The following is a 19,360-nucleotide window of genomic DNA, read 5'->3' on the forward strand; positions in this document are numbered from 1 at the left end:
AAAGCAGCACTGGCGTGTGCGGTCAACCTTTGGCTGGATCATTCATCTTCGTCTTGAGCGCCGGCAGCGTCATCGCGACGACGCCGAGGACGATGCAGGCGAGGCCGATCCAGGCCGTCGGCGCGAGGTGCTCGCCGAGGGCGGTGACTGCGATCGCCACGCCGACCGGGACCCGCAGATAGGATTGCGCTGTCGCGCCGATCGAGCCGAGGGTCTGCACGAGGCGAAAATAGATCACCATCGCAGCCGCGGTGGAGGCGGTTGCCAGCGCGACGAGCGCAAGCAGCGAGCGGAGCGATGGCGTCAGGGTCCAGGGGTGGTCGACGACCAGCGCGAGCGGGATCAGGATCGCGGCGCCCGACAGCAGTGATCCCGCCGCGGGCAGCATCGGGTCGAGGCCCTTGAAGCTCTTTCCGGCGATCGCCGCGCCCGCATAGCAGATGGTGGCGGCGACGATCGCGAGCTGAGCCCCTGATTGCTCGCCGAGCCCGTGCAGCGCCTCGACGCCGACGATCAGGCAGGTGCCGGCGAGGCCGGCCGCGACGCCGACGAGCTTGCGCAGTGTGACGGGCTCGTGGCGGGTGATCAGCGCGGTCAGCAGAAATGCGAAGATCGGCGAGGTCGCATTCAGCATCGTGGCGAGGCCGGCCTCGACGGTGCGCTCGGCCCAGGCGATCAGCGTGAACGGGACGACGCTGTTCAGCCCGGCCTGGACCAGGAAGCGGCGCCAGGTCGCGTGATCGCGCGGCCAGGCCAGCCCACGGGCGCGGAGCACGGTTGTGAGCAGCAGGCCGGCGATCAGCGTGCGCGCGGCGATCAGGGTGAGCGGCGGGATCGTCTCCACGCCGATCTTGATGAAGGTGTAGGAGGCCCCCCACAACGTGGAGAGCAGCAGCAGGAGGGCGAGGTCTGTCGTGAGGTCGGAGCGGCGCTGCATGCGGGCCTCGCGGATGGGAGAAGGATGGCTTCTCCTAGCCGCGCTGCTGCGCCTGAGGTTTCGATGCGGGACGAAGTATCATTGGTGAAAGCGCGTGCCATTGCGGTTCGCGCTCTGCGCCCCTGGATCGCTTCGCTGCGCTCGCGATGACGGAGCTTGGTGCACGTTCGCTGCCAGCCACGATCGCGAGTCCGTAGGGTGGGCAAAGGCGCTGCCGTGCTGTCTCGCCCACCCTACGCTTTCATCAACGGATCAGCTCGCCGGCATGCTCTTCTCGACCAGCTTGACCCAGTAGGAGGCGCCGGCGCTGAGGATGTTGTCGTTGAAGCGGTAGGCCGGGTGGTGGCACTCGTTGCCGGGGCCCATGCCGAGGAAGACGAAGGCGCCGGGGCGGGCTTCGAGCATGAAGGCGAAGTCTTCGCCGCCCATCAGGGGAATGGCACGGTCGTTGACGCGCTCGTCACCGGCGACATCGCGAGCAACGTCGGCGGCGAAGGCGGCCTGCGCCGCGTGGTTCATCGTCACTGGATATTTCCGCTCGTAGATCGCTTCCGCCGAGCCGCCATAGGCGCGGGCGGTGGCTTCGGCGACTTCGACGATGCGCTTCTCGACGAGATCGCGGACCTCGGGATCGAGTGTGCGGACGGTGCCGAGCATCTCTACCGTCTCGGGGATCACGTTGAAGGTGGTGCCGCCATGGATCGAGCAGATCGAGATGACGGCCGACTTCAAGGGATCGACGTTGCGGGCGACGATCGACTGCAGCGCGTTGACGATCTGCGCGGCGATCAGGATGCTGTCGACCGCCTTGTGCGGGCCGGCGCCGCCATGGCCGCCCTTGCCGGTGACCTTGATGTGGATCGCATCGGCGGATGCGAGCATCGCGCCCGGCGAGATCTGGAAATGGCCCTCGGGAACGCCCGGCATGTTGTGCATGCCATAGACCTCCTGGATGCCCCAGCGCGTCATCAGCCCGTCGTCGACCATCGCCTTGCCGCCGGCGCCGCCTTCCTCGGCCGGCTGGAAGATGACGATCGCGGTGCCGTCGAAATTGCGCGTCTCGGCGAGGTACTTCGCGGCACCCAGCAGCATCGCGGTGTGGCCGTCATGGCCGCAGGCATGCATCAGGCCCGGCGTCTTCGACGCGTAGGGCACGCCCGAGGTCTCCTCGATCGGCAGCGCGTCCATGTCGGCGCGCAGCCCGATGGTCTTGCCGGAGCCGGATTTGCGCCCGCGGATCACGCCGACCACGCCCGTGCGGCCAATGCCGGTCACGACCTCGTCACAGCCGAATTCGCGCAAGCGGTCGGCGACGATGCCTGCCGTGCGGTGCACCTCATAGAGAAGCTCGGGATGTTCGTGGAAATCGTGGCGCCAGGCCGCCATTTCGTCTGACAGGGCGGCGATGCTGTTGATGATGGGCATGAGGACCGGACGACTCGCTGAGGTGGGGTGGGACGCTGCAGCGTGCGGCCATATCGGCCGGCAGCACCGCTGCGATGACCGACTATGACCCGGCCCAAAAAGCGAGGCAAGTTGCGGCAGGCCATGGCGCCATGCGCCGGTGGCGCAGCCATATCGGCGGACCCATGCCGACCGTTCCGGATTTGGGAACGTGCGTCAGGCGAGCGGAGCGGGCGCCGGTACGCGGGGGTATTTGTGCTCGGGCGGCACCACCAGACGGAAGGCCCGCAGCTTCGGCTCGTTCCAGGCGGCCAGCGGCGTGCCGCAGATGCCGCAATCGGCCCGGCCGGGAGTGCCCACCGCGGAGGTCGATTCCGCGATCTCATAGGCGGCATGACAATGGGGGCACGTCAGGCTGGATATTTTCATAGGTTCACTCTGACACACATCGCGGAGGCGAGCTTTGAACCAGATCAATGCGACGCCGCGACGACCGGACTGGACAACGCGTCAGGCCTCTTCGGGTTGCCACGGCGTCGGCGTCTTCGTGAAGCCACGCCATGCGTCGCGCAGCGGATCTTCGACGCCGGCCATCGCATGCGCATGCCAGCCGGTGATCGCGGCGGCGGCGATGGCCGCGTCGGTCGAGGTCGTGCCGAGCGTCGCGATCACGCCGGCGGTCACCGCCATGTCGTTGTAATAGCCGAGCTGCTCCTGCAGGTCGGCGAGCGATCTGGCGTATTTTTTCACGGGCTTGCTCGCGCCATAGAGCGGCAGCAAGAAGTCGATGCTGTAGCGCAGCTTCTTCAGCGCGAGCCGCAGCCGGTGCCGGCGCTCGGCCGGCAGCCTCTTGAAATGGCGGCCGCGCTTGAGCACCTTCTGATGCCGCTCCGACAGCACGTGACCGGCGAAGTCGATGGCCGGCCCGGCGAGGCGGCCGAGCTCATCCGGCGCCACGTCGTTGCGCCAGCCGCGCGACGCGATCCACGCGCCGAGCCCGAGCACGAAGGAGGTGCAGCGACGGTCGGCCAGCGCGATGCGCAGCTTGCGATAGGCGAGCTCGCGCTGCCGTTCCGCGAGCGAGCGCAACGTGTCGAAGCCGGCGACGACGGCGCAGGCGTCGGCGATCTCGGGCAGCGTCTGGGTCAGGAACACATCGAGGTCGCGCGCCGCCGAGAGATTCTGCGCGAGCCAGCGCGCATCGGCTTCGAGGCCTTCGAGCGCAGCCGATGTGCCCAGCGGACGCATGATGTGCAGTGCGGCGCGCAGGCGGCGCAGCGCCACGCGCAACTGGTGCACGCCTTCCGGATCGCGGCCGTCCTCGGTGGCCGGCAGCGCCTGCAACAAATGATGAAGACTGCCGCGCAGAACGATGGCGAAGGCCTCGTCGAGCGAGACCGCCGGATCGAGGTCCTGTCGCCGCGGCTTCTCGGCGCCCGGCGGACGCCCGGCGGCGAGATCGAAGCCGCGCGCCGATTTGCTGCGGATCGACGGCCTGACGTCGCCGTGCTCGGCCAGCCGCAGCGCGATCTCGTAGATCGCCGCCGGACTGCCGCTCTTCAGCTCGAGCTCGATCTCGCTCACCGCCTCGCTGCGTTCGCCGGCCTTGATGACGCCGTTGTCGAACGCGATCTCGATCACCGCATTGGGCACATCGAGCAGGCGCGCGTGGCGATGCACGTCGGCTGTGAACACTGGTTGCAGCTTGTTGTCCGTGAGAATGTCGCGCAGCTCCTCGGGCAACAGCGCCGCTGCGAGCGACAGATCCGGCTCCAGTGAGGCGACGCTGGCCTCCCATTCGCCGCGCTTGAGCGGGTCGTCGCTGTGTTGGACCTTCACGGTCTGGACGAAGCGCGCGCCGGTCTGGCGGACCCGCAAGGTGAAGCCGTTCTTCCACAGCGCCTGTTTCGGCGTGTCGTAGTAGACGGATTTGAGATGCTTGCGCGCGCCCTTGTTGCGCGCGTGCGCGGTGACGATCGGGGAAGCGTTGAAGCCGGAGAGCTGTGCGGGATCGACGACGAGCTTGAGCTCGATCTCATGGCCGCCGCCAGCCTCAGGATCCGGAAGCGTCGGCGCGATGGCCTCGGTGTCCGCAGCGCCTTCGGAAGGGTTCAATTGGCCGTCGAGCTGCTCAGTCTCGGCAGTCTGGCTTTGATCGCTTTGCGCAGCGTGACCTGCGTCCGGCGCTTCGATCGCACGATCGGTACCGTGGATCGACGCGGTCGCGTTCGAATCGGGCATTGGTCGATTCTGTAACCGTTTGATGACAGTCATCTCTCGTATAACCGCAGCCCGCCACGAGGAACAGTGCCAATTCTTGCAGGCCCTCGCCCCGTCGGGCGCAGGATAGTCGCATCCCTCGCATTTTTTGTTGCGAGTTCAATGACAAGTGCCGGACACTGCGACCGACCGACGCTCACCAAAAAATGTCCGCTTCCCGGAACTTCAAATCCAGCCGGTGAGCATCAGCCGCGTTGCGATGAAGATCGCGGCGGCGGCCGTCGCCAAGCTCGCCGCAGTGACGAGGCCGCGGCTGCGGCGGGCCATCGCCCGTGAGCGTTCCTGCGGATCCGTCGGCTTATCGAGCGACTGGCGCCTGCTGCGCCGGTGGCGTATCGTCTGAATCCAGAAGGTGAGGGCGATGAGGGCGGTTAGGATCGCGAACGCGGTCGACACACCCGCAGCAAAGCCGAGATCGACGCCGACGCTCTGCAGCATCACGCGCAACTCGACGGCGAGATGCGCCAGGAGCGTAGCGGCATAGTCCGCGGCGGCCGCGCCGGTGTAGAGCAGCACCGCCGTCCAGACCACGGCTGCGGCGGCAATCAGCATCGACAGCAGCACGGCAAGACCATCGCCGGCCATGAAGCCGATCGCCGCGGCGATCAGCGCCAATGCCGGCATGACATTGCCCATCGGAATCGGAAGAATGATCGTGATGGCCATCAGCAGCAGCGGCAGCGCCAGCAGCATCCGCGCGGTACGGCCGGTCAGCCAGACCAGCCGGTCCTCGCGCAGGCCGCGCTCGGCATAGCCGGCCCAGTCGAGGCCTGCGCGGATGATCTTGCGGAGCAGCCGCTGCGGCACCGGCCGGCGGCGCACGGCCTCGGGCAACCAAAGCCGCTCGGCACCGAACAGGATCTGCAGCGCGACCAGCGCGACGCAGGTGCCGAACACCATGCCGAATGGGCCGGGCAGCGGAATGAGCGCCGGGATCGTCAGCAGCAGCAAGGTGAGGCCGAGGCCCTCCGACTCCAGCCGGTCGAACAACTCGCCGACCGAGGGCTCCTCCGATCGCACCGTGCGCGCGATCGCGAGCAGGCGCCGGCTGATCGGACCGTTGTGACGGCGCGGCCCGGATGATGCGACCTCATCGCTGGAAGCGGCATCGTTCATCGCCACGCCGTCATCTCCCGTTTCTCACTTCACCGGCTCGGCCGCAGGCCGCGTCTTCCACAGCGAATAGGCGATGCCTGCGCCGAGCAGACCGAAGGTGATGCCGAGCGAGAGTGCCGGCGGAAACTTCTCCAGCCCCAGCAGGTCGGCGAGGAAGATCTTCGAGCCGATGAAGATCAGCACGGCGGCGAGCGCCAGCTTCAAATATTGGAAGCGGTCGACCATCGCAGCCAGCGCGAAGTACAGCGCGCGCAGACCCAGGATCGCGAAGATGTTCGAGGTGTACACCACGAACGGATCAGTCGAGATCGCGAAGATCGCGGGCACAGAGTCGACGGCGAAGATGATGTCGGCGAACTCGATCAGGATCAGCGCCAGGAAGAGGGGCGTCATGAACAGGGTCGGCTTGCCGCTCGCGTCCTTCTGGCGCACGAAGAAACGCTCCTCGTGCAGCTGCTCGGTGACGTCGAAGCGGCGGCGCACCCAGACCAGCGCGGGGTTGGAGCCGAGGTCATGCGGCTTGTCCTTGAACACCAGCATCTTGACGCCGGTCGCGATCAGGAACAGCGCGAACACGTAGAGGATCCAGCTTGCCTGCGCAACGATGGCGGCGCCGAGGCCGATCATGACGGCGCGCAGCACGATGACGCCGACGATGCCCCAGAACAGCACGCGGTGCTGATAGGCGCGCGGGATCGCGAAATAGCTGAAGATCATCGCGATGACGAAGACGTTGTCCATCGCCAGCGCCTTCTCGATCGTAAAGGCGGTGAGATAGGCGGTGCCGGCCTCGGCGCCGAGCTGCCACCACACCCAGGCGCCAAAGACGAGCGCGAGCATGATGTAGACGGCGCTCATCACGAGGCTTTCACGCACGGTGATTTCGCGCGTCTTGCGATGGACGATGCCGAGATCGAAAACGAGGAGGGCGAGCACGATTGCGAGAAAGGCAAGCCACATCCAGACAGGCTTGCCAGCAAACGCGATGAGCAGGAATTCCACGACGGGTCCTCTTGATCATGCCGGTGAGGTTGATGTCGTCAGGTCCGACATCGTGAGCGCACCGGCAGCTTCACCAGAGGGGCCCGGACCAGGGGTACGCTAAGGACATAGGTTTGCGCTGATCGGGTTTCAAGTGCGGGCAGGGGACGTTCTCGTTCAGCAACATGAACGACGAGGTGCGACAGAGTGTCTGCCTGCTCGCAGCCTTGCGGCGGGACACCCGCGAACTAATTCCAGGAGGCCGGAGATCCGGGCCCCTCTGATAGTCTCGATGACTATGATGTCGGACTCTCTCACCTGACAGATACCGTTGGCGGTATCGCGCTCTCTCGAGCGCTCTGGGAGTTTGATGACATGCGGCCACACGCGTCGCTTGCAGCTGTTAAACTTTGCGGCTCGATTGCCCGAAATGATCGTCCGCGCCGCGCCGGCTCCGCCGGCGATCATCACCGCCCTGGTCCCGAACGCGATGGAACCCAGAGCCGCGCCCGTCATTCTGTATGGAACCAGCGCACGAGCGCGTGCTGGCATCTGGTGGACAGGAGCATGGCGTGACGGCGGGGGGTGACCATACGATGGTTGCGAAAGCACGGCTTTCGCGGCCGAGCGCCACGGTTCGCCGGCTTCTGGTGATCATCAATCGCGGCAGCCGTTCGGGCGGCGAGGCCGCGGGCGTTGCCGTCTCGCGGCTGAGCGCTGCGGGCTACGACCTCGTGATCTCGGCGCCGCACAGTCCGCGCGAGGTCGCGCCATGGATCGAAGCGCACGCTGATGATGCGGAAGCGGTGGTCGTTGCCGGAGGTGATGGCAGCCTCAATGCAGCTGCGCCGGCGCTGGTGAAGACCGGCTTGCCGCTCGGCATCATCCCGGCCGGCACCGCCAACGATCTCGCGCGCACCCTTGGGCTCCCCGATACGATGGAGGCTGCGGCCGACGTGATCGCGGCCGGCCATCGACGGCAGATCGATCTTGGCGAGGTCAATGGGCATCCGTTCTTCAACGTCGCCAGCCTCGGCCTCAGCGCCGAACTGGCGCGGCAGCTGACGAAGGAAACCAAGCGCCGCTTTGGGCGGTTGGGCTACGCGATCACCGCGCTGAAGGTGCTCACCAATGCGCGGCCGTTTCGCGCGATGATCGTGTCGTCCGACGGCGCTGTGCGCGTGAAGACGCTGCAGATCGCGGTCGGTAACGGCCGCTATTACGGTGGCGGCATGGCGGTCCGGCACAATGCTGAGATCGACGACGCCCATCTCGACCTCTATTCGCTGGAGATCGGCCGGGTCTGGAAGCTGCTGGCGATGGCCTACGACTTCCGCAAGGGCCGGCACGGGCTGTGGCAGGAGGTGCGGGCCTCGCGCGACACCTCGTTCGAGATCCGCACCCGCCGGCCGCGGCCGATCAATGCCGATGGCGAGCTCGTCACCTTCACACCCGCGCGCTTTTCCGTGCTGCCGCGCGCCGTCACCGTGTTCGTGCCCAACACTGACAGGCAGGCGGGCACCTGACGCGGCTTGATCCGCACATTGCAGCCGCTCGTTTTCCACCGATCACATGTCGAGAAACCCATGACCAAGCAGACCCGCTTCAATCTCTGGTACGCTGTTGTCGCGATCTTCGTCGCGATGATGATCCATAATGCGTGGACGAGCTATCGCCAGGTCGCCGTCATTCCCTACAGCCAATTCCAGGACCTGCTGTCGGCCGGCAAGGTGAAGGAGGTCGGCGTCTCCGAGAACTATCTCGAAGGCACCTTGAAGGAGCCGCTGCCCGGCGGCCAGACGCGCTTTGCCACGACGCGCGTCGATCAGGAATTCGCCAAGGAATTGGCCAAGGCGAACGTGACCTTCACCGGCCGCGTCGAGAGCAACATCCTCGGTGACATTCTGTCTTTGGTGATGCCGATCGCGCTGTTCTTCGGCGTCTGGTACTTCCTGTCGCGGCGGATGATGGGCGGGGCCGGCGGGCTCGGCGGCGGCCTGATGCAGATCGGCAAGAGCAAGGCCAAGGTCTATGTCGAGGCCAATACCGGGGTGCGCTTCGATGACGTCGCCGGCGTCGACGAGGCCAAGGACGAGCTGCGCGAGATCGTCTCCTTCCTCAAGGATCGGAAATCCTATGGCCGGCTCGGCGGCCGCATGCCGAAGGGCGTGCTGCTGGTCGGCCCGCCCGGCACCGGCAAGACGCTGCTCGCCAAGGCGGTCGCGGGCGAGGCGGGCGTGCCGTTCTTCTCGATCTCGGGCTCGGAGTTCGTCGAGATGTTCGTCGGCGTCGGCGCCGCGCGCGTGCGCGACTTGTTCGAGCAGGCGCGCGCGAAGGCGCCGGCGATCATCTTCATCGACGAGCTCGATGCGCTGGGCCGCGCCCGCGGCATGGGCCCGTTCGCCGGCGGCCATGACGAGAAGGAGCAGACGCTCAACCAGCTCTTGGTCGAGCTCGACGGCTTCGATTCCTCGACCGGCCTCGTGCTGCTGGCGGCGACCAACCGGCCGGAGATCCTCGACCCGGCGCTGCTGCGCGCCGGCCGCTTCGACCGCCAGGTGCTGGTCGACCGTCCGGACAAACCGGGCCGCATCCAGATCCTGAACGTGCATCTGAAGAAGGCCAAGCTCGCCGCCGATGTGGATCCGGAGAAGGTCGCGGCGCTGACGCCGGGCTTCACCGGCGCCGACCTCGCAAATCTCGTCAACGAGGCGACCTTGCTGGCGACGCGGCGCGGCGCCAATGAGGTGACGCTCGACGATTTCAACAATGCGATCGAGCGCATCGTCGCGGGGCTCGAGAAGCGCAACCGGCTGCTCAATCCCAGGGAGCGCGAGATCGTCGCCTATCACGAGATGGGCCATGCGATCGTCGCGATGAGCCTGCCCGGCACCGACCCCGTGCACAAGGTCTCGATCATCCCGCGCGGCGTCGGCGCGCTCGGCTACACCATCCAGCGCCCGACCGAGGACCGCTTCCTGATGACGCGCGAGGAGCTCGAGAACAAGATGGCGGTGCTGCTCGGCGGCCGCGCCGCGGAGCTCGTCGTGTACGGCCATCTGTCGACCGGCGCGGCGGACGACCTGCGCCGGGTCACCGACATCGCGCGCTCGATGGTGACGCGCTACGGCATGTCGGAGCAGTTGGGCTCGGTCGCCTATGAGCGCGACAACCATTCTTTCCTGGCGCCCGGCACCTCGCGCAGCGCCGAGTATGGCGAGGCCGCCGGCGACGCCATCGACGCCGAGGTGCGGGCGATCGTGACGTCGGCGCTGGAGCGCACCCGCAAGATGCTGCAGGACAAGCGCGACGTGCTGGAGCGCGCGGCGCGCCGGCTTCTGGTCAAGGAGACGCTGGACGAGACCGAGCTCGCCGCACTGCTCAAGCAGGATCAGCGCGCCGGTGATCTCGTGGCGGCGGCGCAGCCGGTCTAGCCCGACGCTGCGTAGGGTGGGCAAAGGCGCAGATGTGGTCTTTCCAAGATCGAGATCGCCGTGGCGCCGTGCCCACCATTTGGCCGCTCGCTTTGCCGCGCGACGGTGGGCACGCTGCCGCCTGCGACGGCCGCTTTGCCCACCCTACGGCACTTGAGCTTGTTGATGGCGCGTAGCACGGATGAGCGGAGCGATATCCGGGTTCATCGCCGGCGCTTGTGTTGAACCCGGATGTCGCTGCGCTCATCCGGGCTACAAAATCATCCCCGCGGCCACATCCGGGCCAGGGTCTCGTCCTTCTTGACGAACTCGTGCCAGAGTGTGGCTGCGATGTGCAGTCCCACGACCACATAGACGACATAGGCCTAGGTATCGTGCGCGATCTCGCCGGCATGGGCGATCGCCTTGTCGCCGGCGAACAGGCGAGGCCAGCTGAAGGTCCAGAAGTAGCGCAGCGAGTAGCCGCCTGCCGAGGAGAACATGTAGCCGGTCACCGGCATGACCAGCAGAAGGGCATAGAGCGCCCAATGATTGAGCTGCGACAGCGCGCGGACCATCCGGCCGAATGTCGCGGGCGCATCCGGGGCGGTGCTCCGCGCACGGACGATCAGCCGGACGATCGCCAGCACAAACAGCGTGATGCCGAGCGATTTGTGAATCTCCAGGAGCTCGCGCCGCGGCGAGGTGCCCGCCGGCTGCAGCCCGCAATAGAGTCCGATCAGCATGGCCGCAATGAACAGCACAGCGGTCGCCCAATGAATCCGTCGCAGCAGGGGATCATAGGCAGTCTCGATCGGGGGCACGTGCAGCTCTCCATGTGGCAGGCGATCGCCGCTCCATAATGCACATCGTCGCTCTTGTCGGCTCACAAGTCGATGACCGCCCGGGTGACCTTCCCGCGACATCCCCAAGGCGCCAAAGTGTCCTAATTAGTTTCGAATGATTCTATTTCTGCATCGCACCGAAGCGCCATAAAAAGGTTCCATGCAGCTTCGAAGCAGAAGAGATCGCAACTAGGAATCTGTCATGATCAGAAACACGGCATCGAGCTGGGGCGGAGTCGCGCGCGCCCTGCATTGGGTGATCGGCCCGACCATCCTGGTGATGATCGCCTTCGGCTGGTGGATGAATCACATCCCGGCGCGTCCGGATCGCTTCTTCTATCGCTCGATTCATGCCGACATCGGCTATGTGCTGCTGGTGCTGCTGCTCGCGCGTATGGCGTGGCGCCTGTTCAATCCGACGCCGGCGTTGCCGGCCGATACGCCGCGCTGGCTCGCGGCGGTCGCACGCGCCAACCAATGGGGACTCGATCTCGTGACCCTGGCGGTGATCATGCTGGGATGGGCGCATTCCGGCGCGCACACGCCGGACTATTCCAGCTGGTTCGGAGTCTTCCATGTGCCGCAGTTCACGAATCCCGACAAGGAGGCGGCGCGCGCCTGGGAGGACCGCCACATCTTCTTCGCCTATGTGCTGCTGGCGTTGAGCGTGCTGCACATCGCGGCCGCCGTCTGGCATCACCGCGTCAAACGCGACGACGTTGCGCTGCGGATGGTACGGGGTACGGGCTAGCGCCGGCGCGGGGACGCGGTAGGATGCAGGCTCAGGTCGCCTGCGAGAACTGCCATGACCCGACGAAGCTGGACCGGATGGATCGCACGCCTGGCGCTCGCCGCCGTCGCGCTCGGCGGCGCTGGCGCCAGCGCGGCCGAGAAGACGATGTCGTGGGAGAGCGGTTGCCGTTTCACGATCCGGTTCGATCCCGCCAAGCAGGACGAGACGCGGCTGCGCAACACCGTGCATCTGCTGTTCGGCCCGTCCGATTTCGACTCGCCCGGCACCTCGCCGGCGTTCGAGCCGAAGGCGGTCGCCGCGCTCGACCCCGACAAGATCGATCGCGCCTGCAAGGCCGCGCTCGACACCGCCGCGCGGCTGGAGTTCATCGCGCTGCCCGGCATCGACGACTACCGCCGCGCCAGGGTCGCGGAGCTGAAGGACAGCTGCGATTTCGAGCTGGCGCAGACCCGCGGCTTCAAGACGCCCTCGGCTCTGCGCGACTATCAGCCCGCCGCCGCCTGCGCGCGCTTCGTCGACGCGATCGAGGGCAAGACCGACCTGCAGCAGATGTTTCGTCAGACCGTCGACAAGGGCTGCGCCGACAACGCCAGTCCGAAGGCCTGCGTCGCCCGCTACATCGCCGAAGCGCAGAAGCCGGACGGGCCGGAGCGCATGCGCATCTACCTCGTCAATTTCGGCTGGACCAATTGCGCCGTGACCTACAATCTCCGCAACACCGGCGCCACCAAGACGGAGGCGATGCGGAGCGCGCTCGAGACCCAGTTCCGGAAGATGTTCAAGGTCAAGCAGGACAAGTGCGAGGAGGCGGACTGAGGCGTCCGCCTGATCGAGGCGCGCTCAGCTCTCGCCGAACACCCGCTTGAAGATCGTGTCGACGTGCTTGAGGTGGTAGCCGAGGTCGAACTGCTCGTCGATCTCGGCATCGGTCAGATACTTCTTCACGTCGGCGTCGGCCTTCAGCAGGGTGCGGAAGTCGCCTTCGCCGCGCCACACCGGCATCGCGTTGCGCTGGACCAGCTTGTAGGAGTCCTCGCGACTCGCGCCCTTCTGGGTGAGCGCGATCAAGAGGCGCTGCGAATGCACGAGGCCGCCGAGCCGGTCGAGGTTCTTCTCCATGTTGGCCGGGTAGACCAGGAGCTTCTCGGTCAGGCCGGCGAGGCGCACCAGCGCGAAGTCCAGCGTGACGGTGGCGTCGGGCCCGATCATGCGCTCGACCGAGGAGTGCGAGATGTCGCGCTCGTGCCAGAGCACGACGTTCTCCATCGCCGGCGTCACATAGGCGCGGACCATGCGGGCGAGGCCGGTCAGGTTCTCCGACAGCACCGGGTTGCGCTTGTGCGGCATCGCCGAGGAGCCCTTCTGGCCCTCCGAGAAGAACTCCTCGGCCTCCAGCACCTCGGTGCGCTGCAGGTGGCGAACTTCCGTCGCGAAGCGCTCGACGGAGGAGGCGATCACGCCGAGCGTGGCGAAGAACATCGCGTGGCGATCGCGCGGGATGACCTGGGTCGACACCGGCTCGGGCGTCAGACCCATCGCCTTGGCAACGTGCTCCTCCACGCGCGGATCGATCTGCGCGAATGTGCCGACCGCGCCCGAGATGGCGCAGGTCGCGACCTCCTTGCGCGCGGCGACCAGGCGGTCACGGGCGCGGGAGAACTCGGCATAGGCATAAGCGAGCTTCAGGCCGAAGGTGACCGGCTCGGCATGGATGCCGTGCGACCGGCCGATGGTCGGCGTCATCTTGTGCTCGAAGGCGCGCTTCTTGAGCGCCGCGAGAACCTTGTCGAGATCGGCGAGCAGCAGGTCGGCGGCGCGGGTCAGCTGCACGTTGAGGCAGGTGTCGAGCACGTCGGACGAGGTCATGCCCTGGTGCACGAAGCGCGCCTCGGGACCGACGATCTCGGCGAGATGGGTCAGGAAGGCGATGACGTCGTGCTTGGTCTCGCGCTCGATCTCGTCGATGCGGGCGACGTCGAAAGTAGCGTCCTTGGCCTTGGCCCAGATCGTCCTGGCGGCATCCTTGGGTATGGTGCCGAGCTCGGCCAGCGCGTCCGCCGCATGCGCCTCGATCTCGAACCAGATCTTGAACCGGGTCTGCGGTTCCCAGATCGAGGCCATTTCGGGACGGGTGTAGCGGGGGATCATCGACGGCTCTCCAGGCGGGAGGGAAGGTAGGCGGGACGAAACGCGTCCGCGCCAGCAGCATTTTACGCCGTGCTCTACCAGAGCCGCCGAGGCGACACAAACAGCGGGCTTTGCATCCCGGATCACGTGGGAAGGAGTATCATAATACTAAAATTAAAAATCTAGCTGACAGATATTGAAATCTGTCAGCGCGATGGTGTATATGCAACCCATGATCAACTAGCACTGTCTGACCATGGGGTTCAGCGGCTTCACCTGCGAAGGACCGCTTCGATGAAGATTGAAAAGCGATTGCTCCACACACAATTCCAAGACTGGCTCAATCTCCAGATCGCCCGTCATCTGGAGGCCCAGGCCGCCAAGTTCGGCGCCGTCTCGGTCGCCGACCGGGCTGAGCCGATCCAGATCAAAGCGCATCCTGGCGATGCCGATATGGTGCACGCATGAATGAGGCCGTGGTTCTGACATCCGAGCGCATCCTCGAAGTCACCGAGGACGTGTTGCGCCGTTATGGGCTCGCCAAAGCGACGGTCGTCGACGTCGCGAGAGCGCTCGATGTCAGCCACGGCTCCGTCTACCGCCACTTTCCGAGCAAGGCCTCGCTGCGCGAGGCGGTGGCCAAGCGCTGGCTCGAGCGCGTCAGCAGGCCCTTGGCGCAGATCGCGGCGGAGCCCGGGCCTGCGCCGGCCAAGCTGGAGCGCTGGTTGCGCGAGTTGTTCGACGCCAAGCATAAGCGCGTATGCGAAGATCCCGAGATGTTCGCCACCTATCTGACGCTCGCGCGCGAGGCCTGTTCGGTGGTCAAGGCCCATAAACAGGACCTGATTGCCCAGGTCGAGGGGATGATCACCGAGGGCGTCGCCCAGGGCGCGTTCGAGGTCGACGATCCCAAGACCGCCGCCGCCGCGATCTTCGATGCGACCCGCAGCTTTCATCATCCGGCTCACGCCGACGAATGGGCCGATTGCACGTGCTCGACGCGGGTCGATGCGGTGCTGAAATTGCTGTTGCGCGGGCTGGCGGCGCGCTAGCGCATGTCGCTCGTAGCCCTTATGAGCGTAGCGACATGCGGGTTCACACTAGAAGCTCGCGAGATCCCGAATATCGCTGCGCTCATCCGGGCTACAGGAAAACGGCCGCAGCGCAGCAAGCGCGGGGATGTGAACCTCTCATCCCGCCGTCCTCGCAGATGTCTTTGGACGACGTTTACCGGCTCTGCTTAACTCCCCCGCAAATGCGCCGGACGCAACGGGCGCAGCAGCCGGGGAGATCGATGCATGAGCGTGGTCAGCAGTGCCGACAGAGTGGAACCTGCGCGTGACCCCGCCGAGCGCGGGCCGCTGCTGCTCTGGATGATCTTCACCGGGCTGACCGTATTCGCAGCCGTGGTGCTGGCGCGCTACGGCTACTTCCGTCTGATGGTCGCCTCGGACCGCACCTACATTTCCAGCGTCATCGCCGTGCTCTACATCGTGACCTGCTGCCACTGTTTCTGGCGCACCAGGGCGATCGCGCGCGAGGCCGACGCGGCGCGCGGCTGTCGCGCAGTCCTGGTCGGGCCGGACGCGGAGCGCGCGCTGGAGCCGGACGCGCAGTTGCTTCCCAAGGGGCTCGTGACCAACCATATCAAGAGCCTCGTCACCAAGGCGAGGACGCAAGCGGCAGGGCGGCTCGATCAGACGCTCCTGTTGCGCACGCTCGCCGACCGCCTGCGCGGCTCCAACGGCTTCGGCGGCTTCGCATCCGACACGCTGATGAAGCTCGGCCTGCTCGGCACCATCATCGGCTTCATCATCATGCTGGCGCCGATCGCCGGCCTCGACGTGAATGACAAGCTCGCGATGAAATCCTCGATGGGGCTGATGAGCGACGGCATGGCGGTTGCCATGTACACCACGCTCGCCGGCCTCGTCGGTTCGATCCTGGTGCGCATCCAGTACTACATGCTGGACGCCGCCACCGGCCGTGTGTTCTCCGATGCCGTCATGCTGACGGAGACGCGGGTGACGCCGCGACTCGAGCGGGCGATGGAGCGCGCGGCGGAGCAGGGCGCATGATGGACGATTTCGGGCTCTATCCGCGCGAGGAGCAGTTCGATCCGTTCAGCGTGATGCTGTTCAAGGCGCTGCAGATCGTCGCGTTCTTCTTCTTCATCGCGGTGCTCGCGATCTCGCCGGACGCCAAGGACGGCAAGGTCGACTCGAAGGCCGAGTTCCTGATCACGATGGACTGGCCGGACAACCATCCCGATGATCTCGACCTGTTCGTGCAGGATCCGGTCGGCAACATCGCCTGGTACCGGCATCGCGAGGCCGGCTTCCTCACGCTCGACCGCGACGACCGCGGCGGCGCCAACGATTTCATCCTGGTCAATGGGCTGAAGATTCCTTCGCCGATCCGCGAGGAGATCGTCACCATCCGCGGCATCGTCGCCGGCGAATACACCGTCAACATCTCGCATTTCCAGAACGTCAGCGGCGCGCCGGTCGAGGCCACCGTGAAGGTACAGAAGCTGAACCCGACCGCGCAGGTGATCTTCGACGACAAGGTCGTGGTCGATCATTCCGGCGATGAAAAGACCGCGTTGCGTTTCAAGCTCGACGCGGCGGGAAAAGTGGTCGACGTGCAGCGCCGGCCGAAATCGCTGCTCGAAACCTTCCGCAACGTCCGCGCCAACGGCGCCGACCTCGATCCCAAGACCGGCGTCAGGATGATCAGCCGATGATGAGCAACCTGCAGACCGTCATCGTCACGCTGTCCGTCTGCTACGCGCTGATCGGCGCGCTGCTGCTGCTCGTGCTGGTCTATGCGCGGCTGCCGTGGCCGGCGAAGGCGGTCGCGATCGTCGTCACCAGCGCCTTCTATGTCGGCAGCTTCGTCGGCGCCCGCGGCCTGCTCGGCTGGGCCAGCGTCGACCGGCTGCCGAAGGCCTTCAAGGTTCTGCAGGTCAGGATCGTCGATCCGCACAGCGTCGAGGGCGATCCCGGCGCGGTCTATCTGTGGGTCGAAAAGCTCGATGACGACAACCGCCCGAGCGGCGTGCCGCGCGCCTATCGTATTCCCTACAGCGATATGCTCGCCGAGAAGGCGCAGCACGCCGCCGACCAGATCGCCGCCGGCCATCCCCAAGGCGGCCGCGCTGCCGATTTCGGCACCGGCGACGGCGGCGTCATCGATGCCGCGCGTGAATACATCCTGCCGAAGACGATCGTCGAGACGGCCGGCGGCGATCCCTCCACGGGCGAGTTCAAGGCGGCCAAGACTGCCGGCGACGGCGTCTCGTTCACGCCGCTGCTGCCGCCACGCATGCCGCCGAAGGACGAGCCGTAAGGAGCCCCGCTCATGAGGGACGAAAGCCGGCGGCGCTGCAAACTGGACCATGAACACGCCGCTGTGTGACGCCGGCATGACGAGGCTTGGCTCGCCCCGCCCGGTGCAGCGATGGTGAAATTGCCAATTTTTCCTGATCACGTTAGGCTCGCGATGATTTCCTGATCCCGTGTTTTTTCATACGAACCGAGGGGGGCTTTGCGATGCGCACGCTGACGATGGCATTGGCCGTGGCGATGTTGTGGCCGGCTGGACAGGCGCTGGCGTGGTGGGACGAAGGCCACATGCAGATCGCATATTTGGCCTACAAGAAGCTGTCTCCGACCGTGCGGGACAGGGCGGACGCGCTGCTCAAGCTCAATCCCGACTACGCCAGCTGGATCGCCGGGGCGCCGCAGGGACAGGAGAAGCTCTACGCGTTCGTGCACGCAGCGACCTGGCCGGACGACATCAAGATGAAGCCGGACTATTACGACGACCAGGTGGGCGACTCCACCGCGAAGCAGCTCGTGCCGTACGGCCACCTCAAGCACACTTATTGGCACTACAAGGACGCGCTGTTCTCGGTTGATGACACGCCGCTGCCGCGTCCCGACGCGGTGGACGCGGTGTCCCAGCTCAAGCTGATGATCGCCAAGCTGCCGGCGAACAGCGACGCCACGGAGCCGCTGCGCTCGTACAGCCTCAGCTGGACCATCCACCTCGTCGGCGATCTGCACCAGCCGTTGCACGCCATCGCCCGCTATTCGGCCGCGTTGCCCGACAAAGGCGGCGACCGCGGCGGCAACGAGGAGCAGGTGATCGCCGCCAACGGCGAGACGCAGAACCTGCACGCCTATTGGGACGGCATCTTCGGCGGCTATTCCACCGTATTTGGTGCCATGTTCGACGCCGATCAGCGCGGCGGCCTGTCGACCGTGACCGCAGATCCCGGCAAGGCGCAGATCGTCGATCCCGCGACCTGGGCGCAGGAGAGCTTCGACCTGGCCAAGTCTGTCGCCTACGCCGCGCCCATTCGCACCGACAAGCAGCCGGTCGAATTGACCCGGGAGTACGAGACCAATGCCCGCGACACCGCCCGCAAGCAGGCCGCGCTCGCTGCCGCGCGCCTCGCCAATCTGCTCGAGGTGTTGTTGCGGTAGGACCGCGCGACGTAGCGACGTAGCCCGGATGAGCGCAGCGACATCCGGGTTCACCGCTACAGCTCGTGAGACCCCGGATGTCGCTGCGCTCATCCGGGCTACGCGCGCCGCGATAGCCGCGTCCCCCCTTGTGACGAGCCGCGAGATCGGGAGGCCGTGTCGCTGGATCGACCCCGTCCAAGAAACTCCTTGCTCCGGTTCGTCCGGTTTGATGTTGCTCAAATTCCACGCGACCCCTACCTGTACGGTCGAACCGGGAGGATACGGGTGCTGCTGGCGATTTTCACCGACATCCATGCCAATCGGCAGGCCTTCGCGGCGTGCCTGGAGGTGGCGCGCGCCCGTGGCGTCGAGCGCCTGATCTGCCTGGGCGACATCGTCGGCTATGGCGCTGATCCGGAATGGTCGGTCGAGACGGTGATGGAGATCGTCGCCGAGGGTGGGCTCGCGGTACGCGGCAATCACGACAACGCGGTCTCCACGTCGAGCGAGAGCATGAATGCCGAGGCGCAGGCGGCGATGGAATGGACGCGGGGCCGGCTCAGCGCCGAGCAGCGGCGCTTCCTGGCCGAGCTGCCGATGAGCGTCGGTGACGAGGACCGGCTGTTCGTGCATTCGGAAGCCTCGAGCCCGGCGCGCTGGCGCTACGTGCAGAGCTCTGCCGACGCCGCGCGCAGCATGATCGCGACCGAGGCCGCGGTGACGTTCTGCGGCCACATCCACCGTCCCGCGCTGTATTCGATGTCCGCCACGGCCAAGATGACGAGCTTCACACCCACCGCCAACATGCCTGTTCAGCTCCTGCGCGGCCGGCAATGGCTCGCCGTGGTCGGTTCGGTCGGCCAGCCACGCGACGGCGATCCGGCCGCATGCTTCGCGACCTTCGACACGAAGACGCGCGAGCTGACCTATTGCCGCGTGCCCTATGATGTCGAGGCGGCTGCGCAGCGCATCCGTGACAACGGCCTGCCGCCCTGGCTGGCGCAGCGGCTCTCGATGGGGCGTTAGAT

Annotated in this window: 18 protein-coding genes and 1 pseudogene; 11 read left to right on the top strand and 8 right to left on the bottom strand. The window is 66.2% G+C overall.

Annotated elements, in window-relative coordinates:
- Window positions 1-22 precede the first annotated feature (22 nt).
- The 6 genes from BRADO_RS13220 to BRADO_RS13245 form a co-directional block, all read right to left on the bottom strand.
- Window positions 23-937 (bottom strand): DMT family transporter, encoded by a 915-nt coding sequence (locus BRADO_RS13220; RefSeq protein WP_011925831.1) that lies wholly within the window; start codon window positions 935-937, stop codon window positions 23-25.
- 252 nt (window positions 938-1,189) lie between these two features.
- Window positions 1,190-2,362 carry a M20 aminoacylase family protein gene (locus tag BRADO_RS13225; protein WP_011925832.1) on the bottom strand — a complete coding sequence of 391 codons (1,173 nt, stop codon included), beginning with the start codon at window positions 2,360-2,362 and terminating at the stop codon, window positions 1,190-1,192.
- 195 nt (window positions 2,363-2,557) lie between these two features.
- Entirely contained in the window at window positions 2,558-2,770 is a 213-nt protein-coding gene (locus tag BRADO_RS13230) for a hypothetical protein (protein WP_011925833.1), read from the bottom strand.
- A gap of 81 nt (window positions 2,771-2,851) precedes the next feature.
- A complete protein-coding gene (locus tag BRADO_RS13235) occupies window positions 2,852-4,582 on the bottom strand; it encodes a CYTH and CHAD domain-containing protein (RefSeq protein ID WP_011925834.1) in 1,731 nt (576 codons plus the stop codon).
- A gap of 204 nt (window positions 4,583-4,786) precedes the next feature.
- Window positions 4,787-5,743 carry an exopolysaccharide biosynthesis protein gene (locus BRADO_RS13240; protein ID WP_011925835.1) on the bottom strand — a complete coding sequence of 319 codons (957 nt, stop codon included), beginning with the start codon at window positions 5,741-5,743 and terminating at the stop codon, window positions 4,787-4,789.
- An 18-nt stretch (window positions 5,744-5,761) separates the two neighbouring features.
- Window positions 5,762-6,739: a TerC family protein gene (locus tag BRADO_RS13245; protein WP_011925836.1), complete on the bottom strand. Its 978-nt coding sequence runs from the start codon at window positions 6,737-6,739 to the stop codon at window positions 5,762-5,764.
- 575 nt (window positions 6,740-7,314) lie between these two features.
- On the opposite strand from BRADO_RS13245, the gene BRADO_RS13250 reads away from it, so the two are divergent.
- Both BRADO_RS13250 and ftsH read left to right on the top strand, forming a co-directional pair.
- Window positions 7,315-8,244, top strand: coding sequence for a lipid kinase (locus BRADO_RS13250; protein WP_050780998.1), 930 nt, complete (start codon window positions 7,315-7,317; stop codon window positions 8,242-8,244).
- Window positions 8,245-8,304: 60 nt separating this feature from the next.
- Window positions 8,305-10,152: an ATP-dependent zinc metalloprotease FtsH gene (ftsH, locus tag BRADO_RS13255; protein WP_011925838.1), complete on the top strand. Its 1,848-nt coding sequence runs from the start codon at window positions 8,305-8,307 to the stop codon at window positions 10,150-10,152.
- 260 nt (window positions 10,153-10,412) lie between these two features.
- Here ftsH and BRADO_RS13260 read toward each other — a convergent pair.
- Window positions 10,413-11,057: pseudogene (locus BRADO_RS13260) on the bottom strand (cytochrome b).
- 121 nt (window positions 11,058-11,178) lie between these two features.
- On the opposite strand from BRADO_RS13260, the gene BRADO_RS13265 reads away from it, so the two are divergent.
- Both BRADO_RS13265 and BRADO_RS13270 read left to right on the top strand, forming a co-directional pair.
- Entirely contained in the window at window positions 11,179-11,727 is a 549-nt protein-coding gene (locus BRADO_RS13265; protein ID WP_011925841.1) for a cytochrome b, read from the top strand.
- A gap of 54 nt (window positions 11,728-11,781) precedes the next feature.
- On the top strand, window positions 11,782-12,546 hold the full coding sequence (locus BRADO_RS13270) for a hypothetical protein (protein ID WP_011925842.1): 765 nt from the start codon (window positions 11,782-11,784) through the stop codon (window positions 12,544-12,546).
- Window positions 12,547-12,570: 24 nt separating this feature from the next.
- Here BRADO_RS13270 and purB read toward each other — a convergent pair whose 3' ends face one another.
- Window positions 12,571-13,878, bottom strand: coding sequence for an adenylosuccinate lyase (purB, locus tag BRADO_RS13275; RefSeq protein WP_011925843.1), 1,308 nt, complete (start codon window positions 13,876-13,878; stop codon window positions 12,571-12,573).
- Between the two features lie 273 nt (window positions 13,879-14,151).
- Here purB and BRADO_RS35400 point away from each other — a divergent pair, with 273 nt between their 5' ends.
- From BRADO_RS35400 to BRADO_RS13305, 7 genes are all read left to right on the top strand, one after another.
- Complete coding sequence (locus BRADO_RS35400; RefSeq protein WP_011925844.1) at window positions 14,152-14,325, top strand: hypothetical protein; 174 nt, start codon at window positions 14,152-14,154, stop codon at window positions 14,323-14,325.
- On the top strand, window positions 14,322-14,909 hold the full coding sequence (locus tag BRADO_RS13280; protein WP_011925845.1) for a TetR family transcriptional regulator: 588 nt from the start codon (window positions 14,322-14,324) through the stop codon (window positions 14,907-14,909). The genes BRADO_RS35400 and BRADO_RS13280 overlap by 4 nt, the downstream gene beginning before the upstream one ends.
- A 246-nt stretch (window positions 14,910-15,155) precedes the next feature.
- Window positions 15,156-15,935: a MotA/TolQ/ExbB proton channel family protein gene (locus tag BRADO_RS13285; RefSeq protein WP_011925846.1), complete on the top strand. Its 780-nt coding sequence runs from the start codon at window positions 15,156-15,158 to the stop codon at window positions 15,933-15,935.
- Window positions 15,932-16,603, top strand: coding sequence for a hypothetical protein (locus tag BRADO_RS13290; RefSeq protein WP_011925847.1), 672 nt, complete (start codon window positions 15,932-15,934; stop codon window positions 16,601-16,603). The genes BRADO_RS13285 and BRADO_RS13290 overlap by 4 nt, the downstream gene beginning before the upstream one ends.
- Window positions 16,600-17,208 carry a hypothetical protein gene (locus tag BRADO_RS13295; RefSeq protein WP_011925848.1) on the top strand — a complete coding sequence of 203 codons (609 nt, stop codon included), beginning with the start codon at window positions 16,600-16,602 and terminating at the stop codon, window positions 17,206-17,208. Before BRADO_RS13290 ends, BRADO_RS13295 begins: the two co-directional genes overlap by 4 nt.
- Window positions 17,209-17,411: 203 nt before the next feature.
- On the top strand, window positions 17,412-18,350 hold the full coding sequence (locus BRADO_RS13300; RefSeq protein WP_011925849.1) for a S1/P1 nuclease: 939 nt from the start codon (window positions 17,412-17,414) through the stop codon (window positions 18,348-18,350).
- Window positions 18,351-18,617: 267 nt separating this feature from the next.
- Entirely contained in the window at window positions 18,618-19,358 is a 741-nt protein-coding gene (locus BRADO_RS13305; RefSeq protein WP_011925850.1) for a metallophosphoesterase, read from the top strand.
- Window positions 19,359-19,360 lie beyond the last annotated feature (2 nt).

It is taken from the genome of Bradyrhizobium sp. ORS 278, assembly GCF_000026145.1.
Lineage (GTDB): Bacteria > Pseudomonadota > Alphaproteobacteria > Rhizobiales > Xanthobacteraceae > Bradyrhizobium.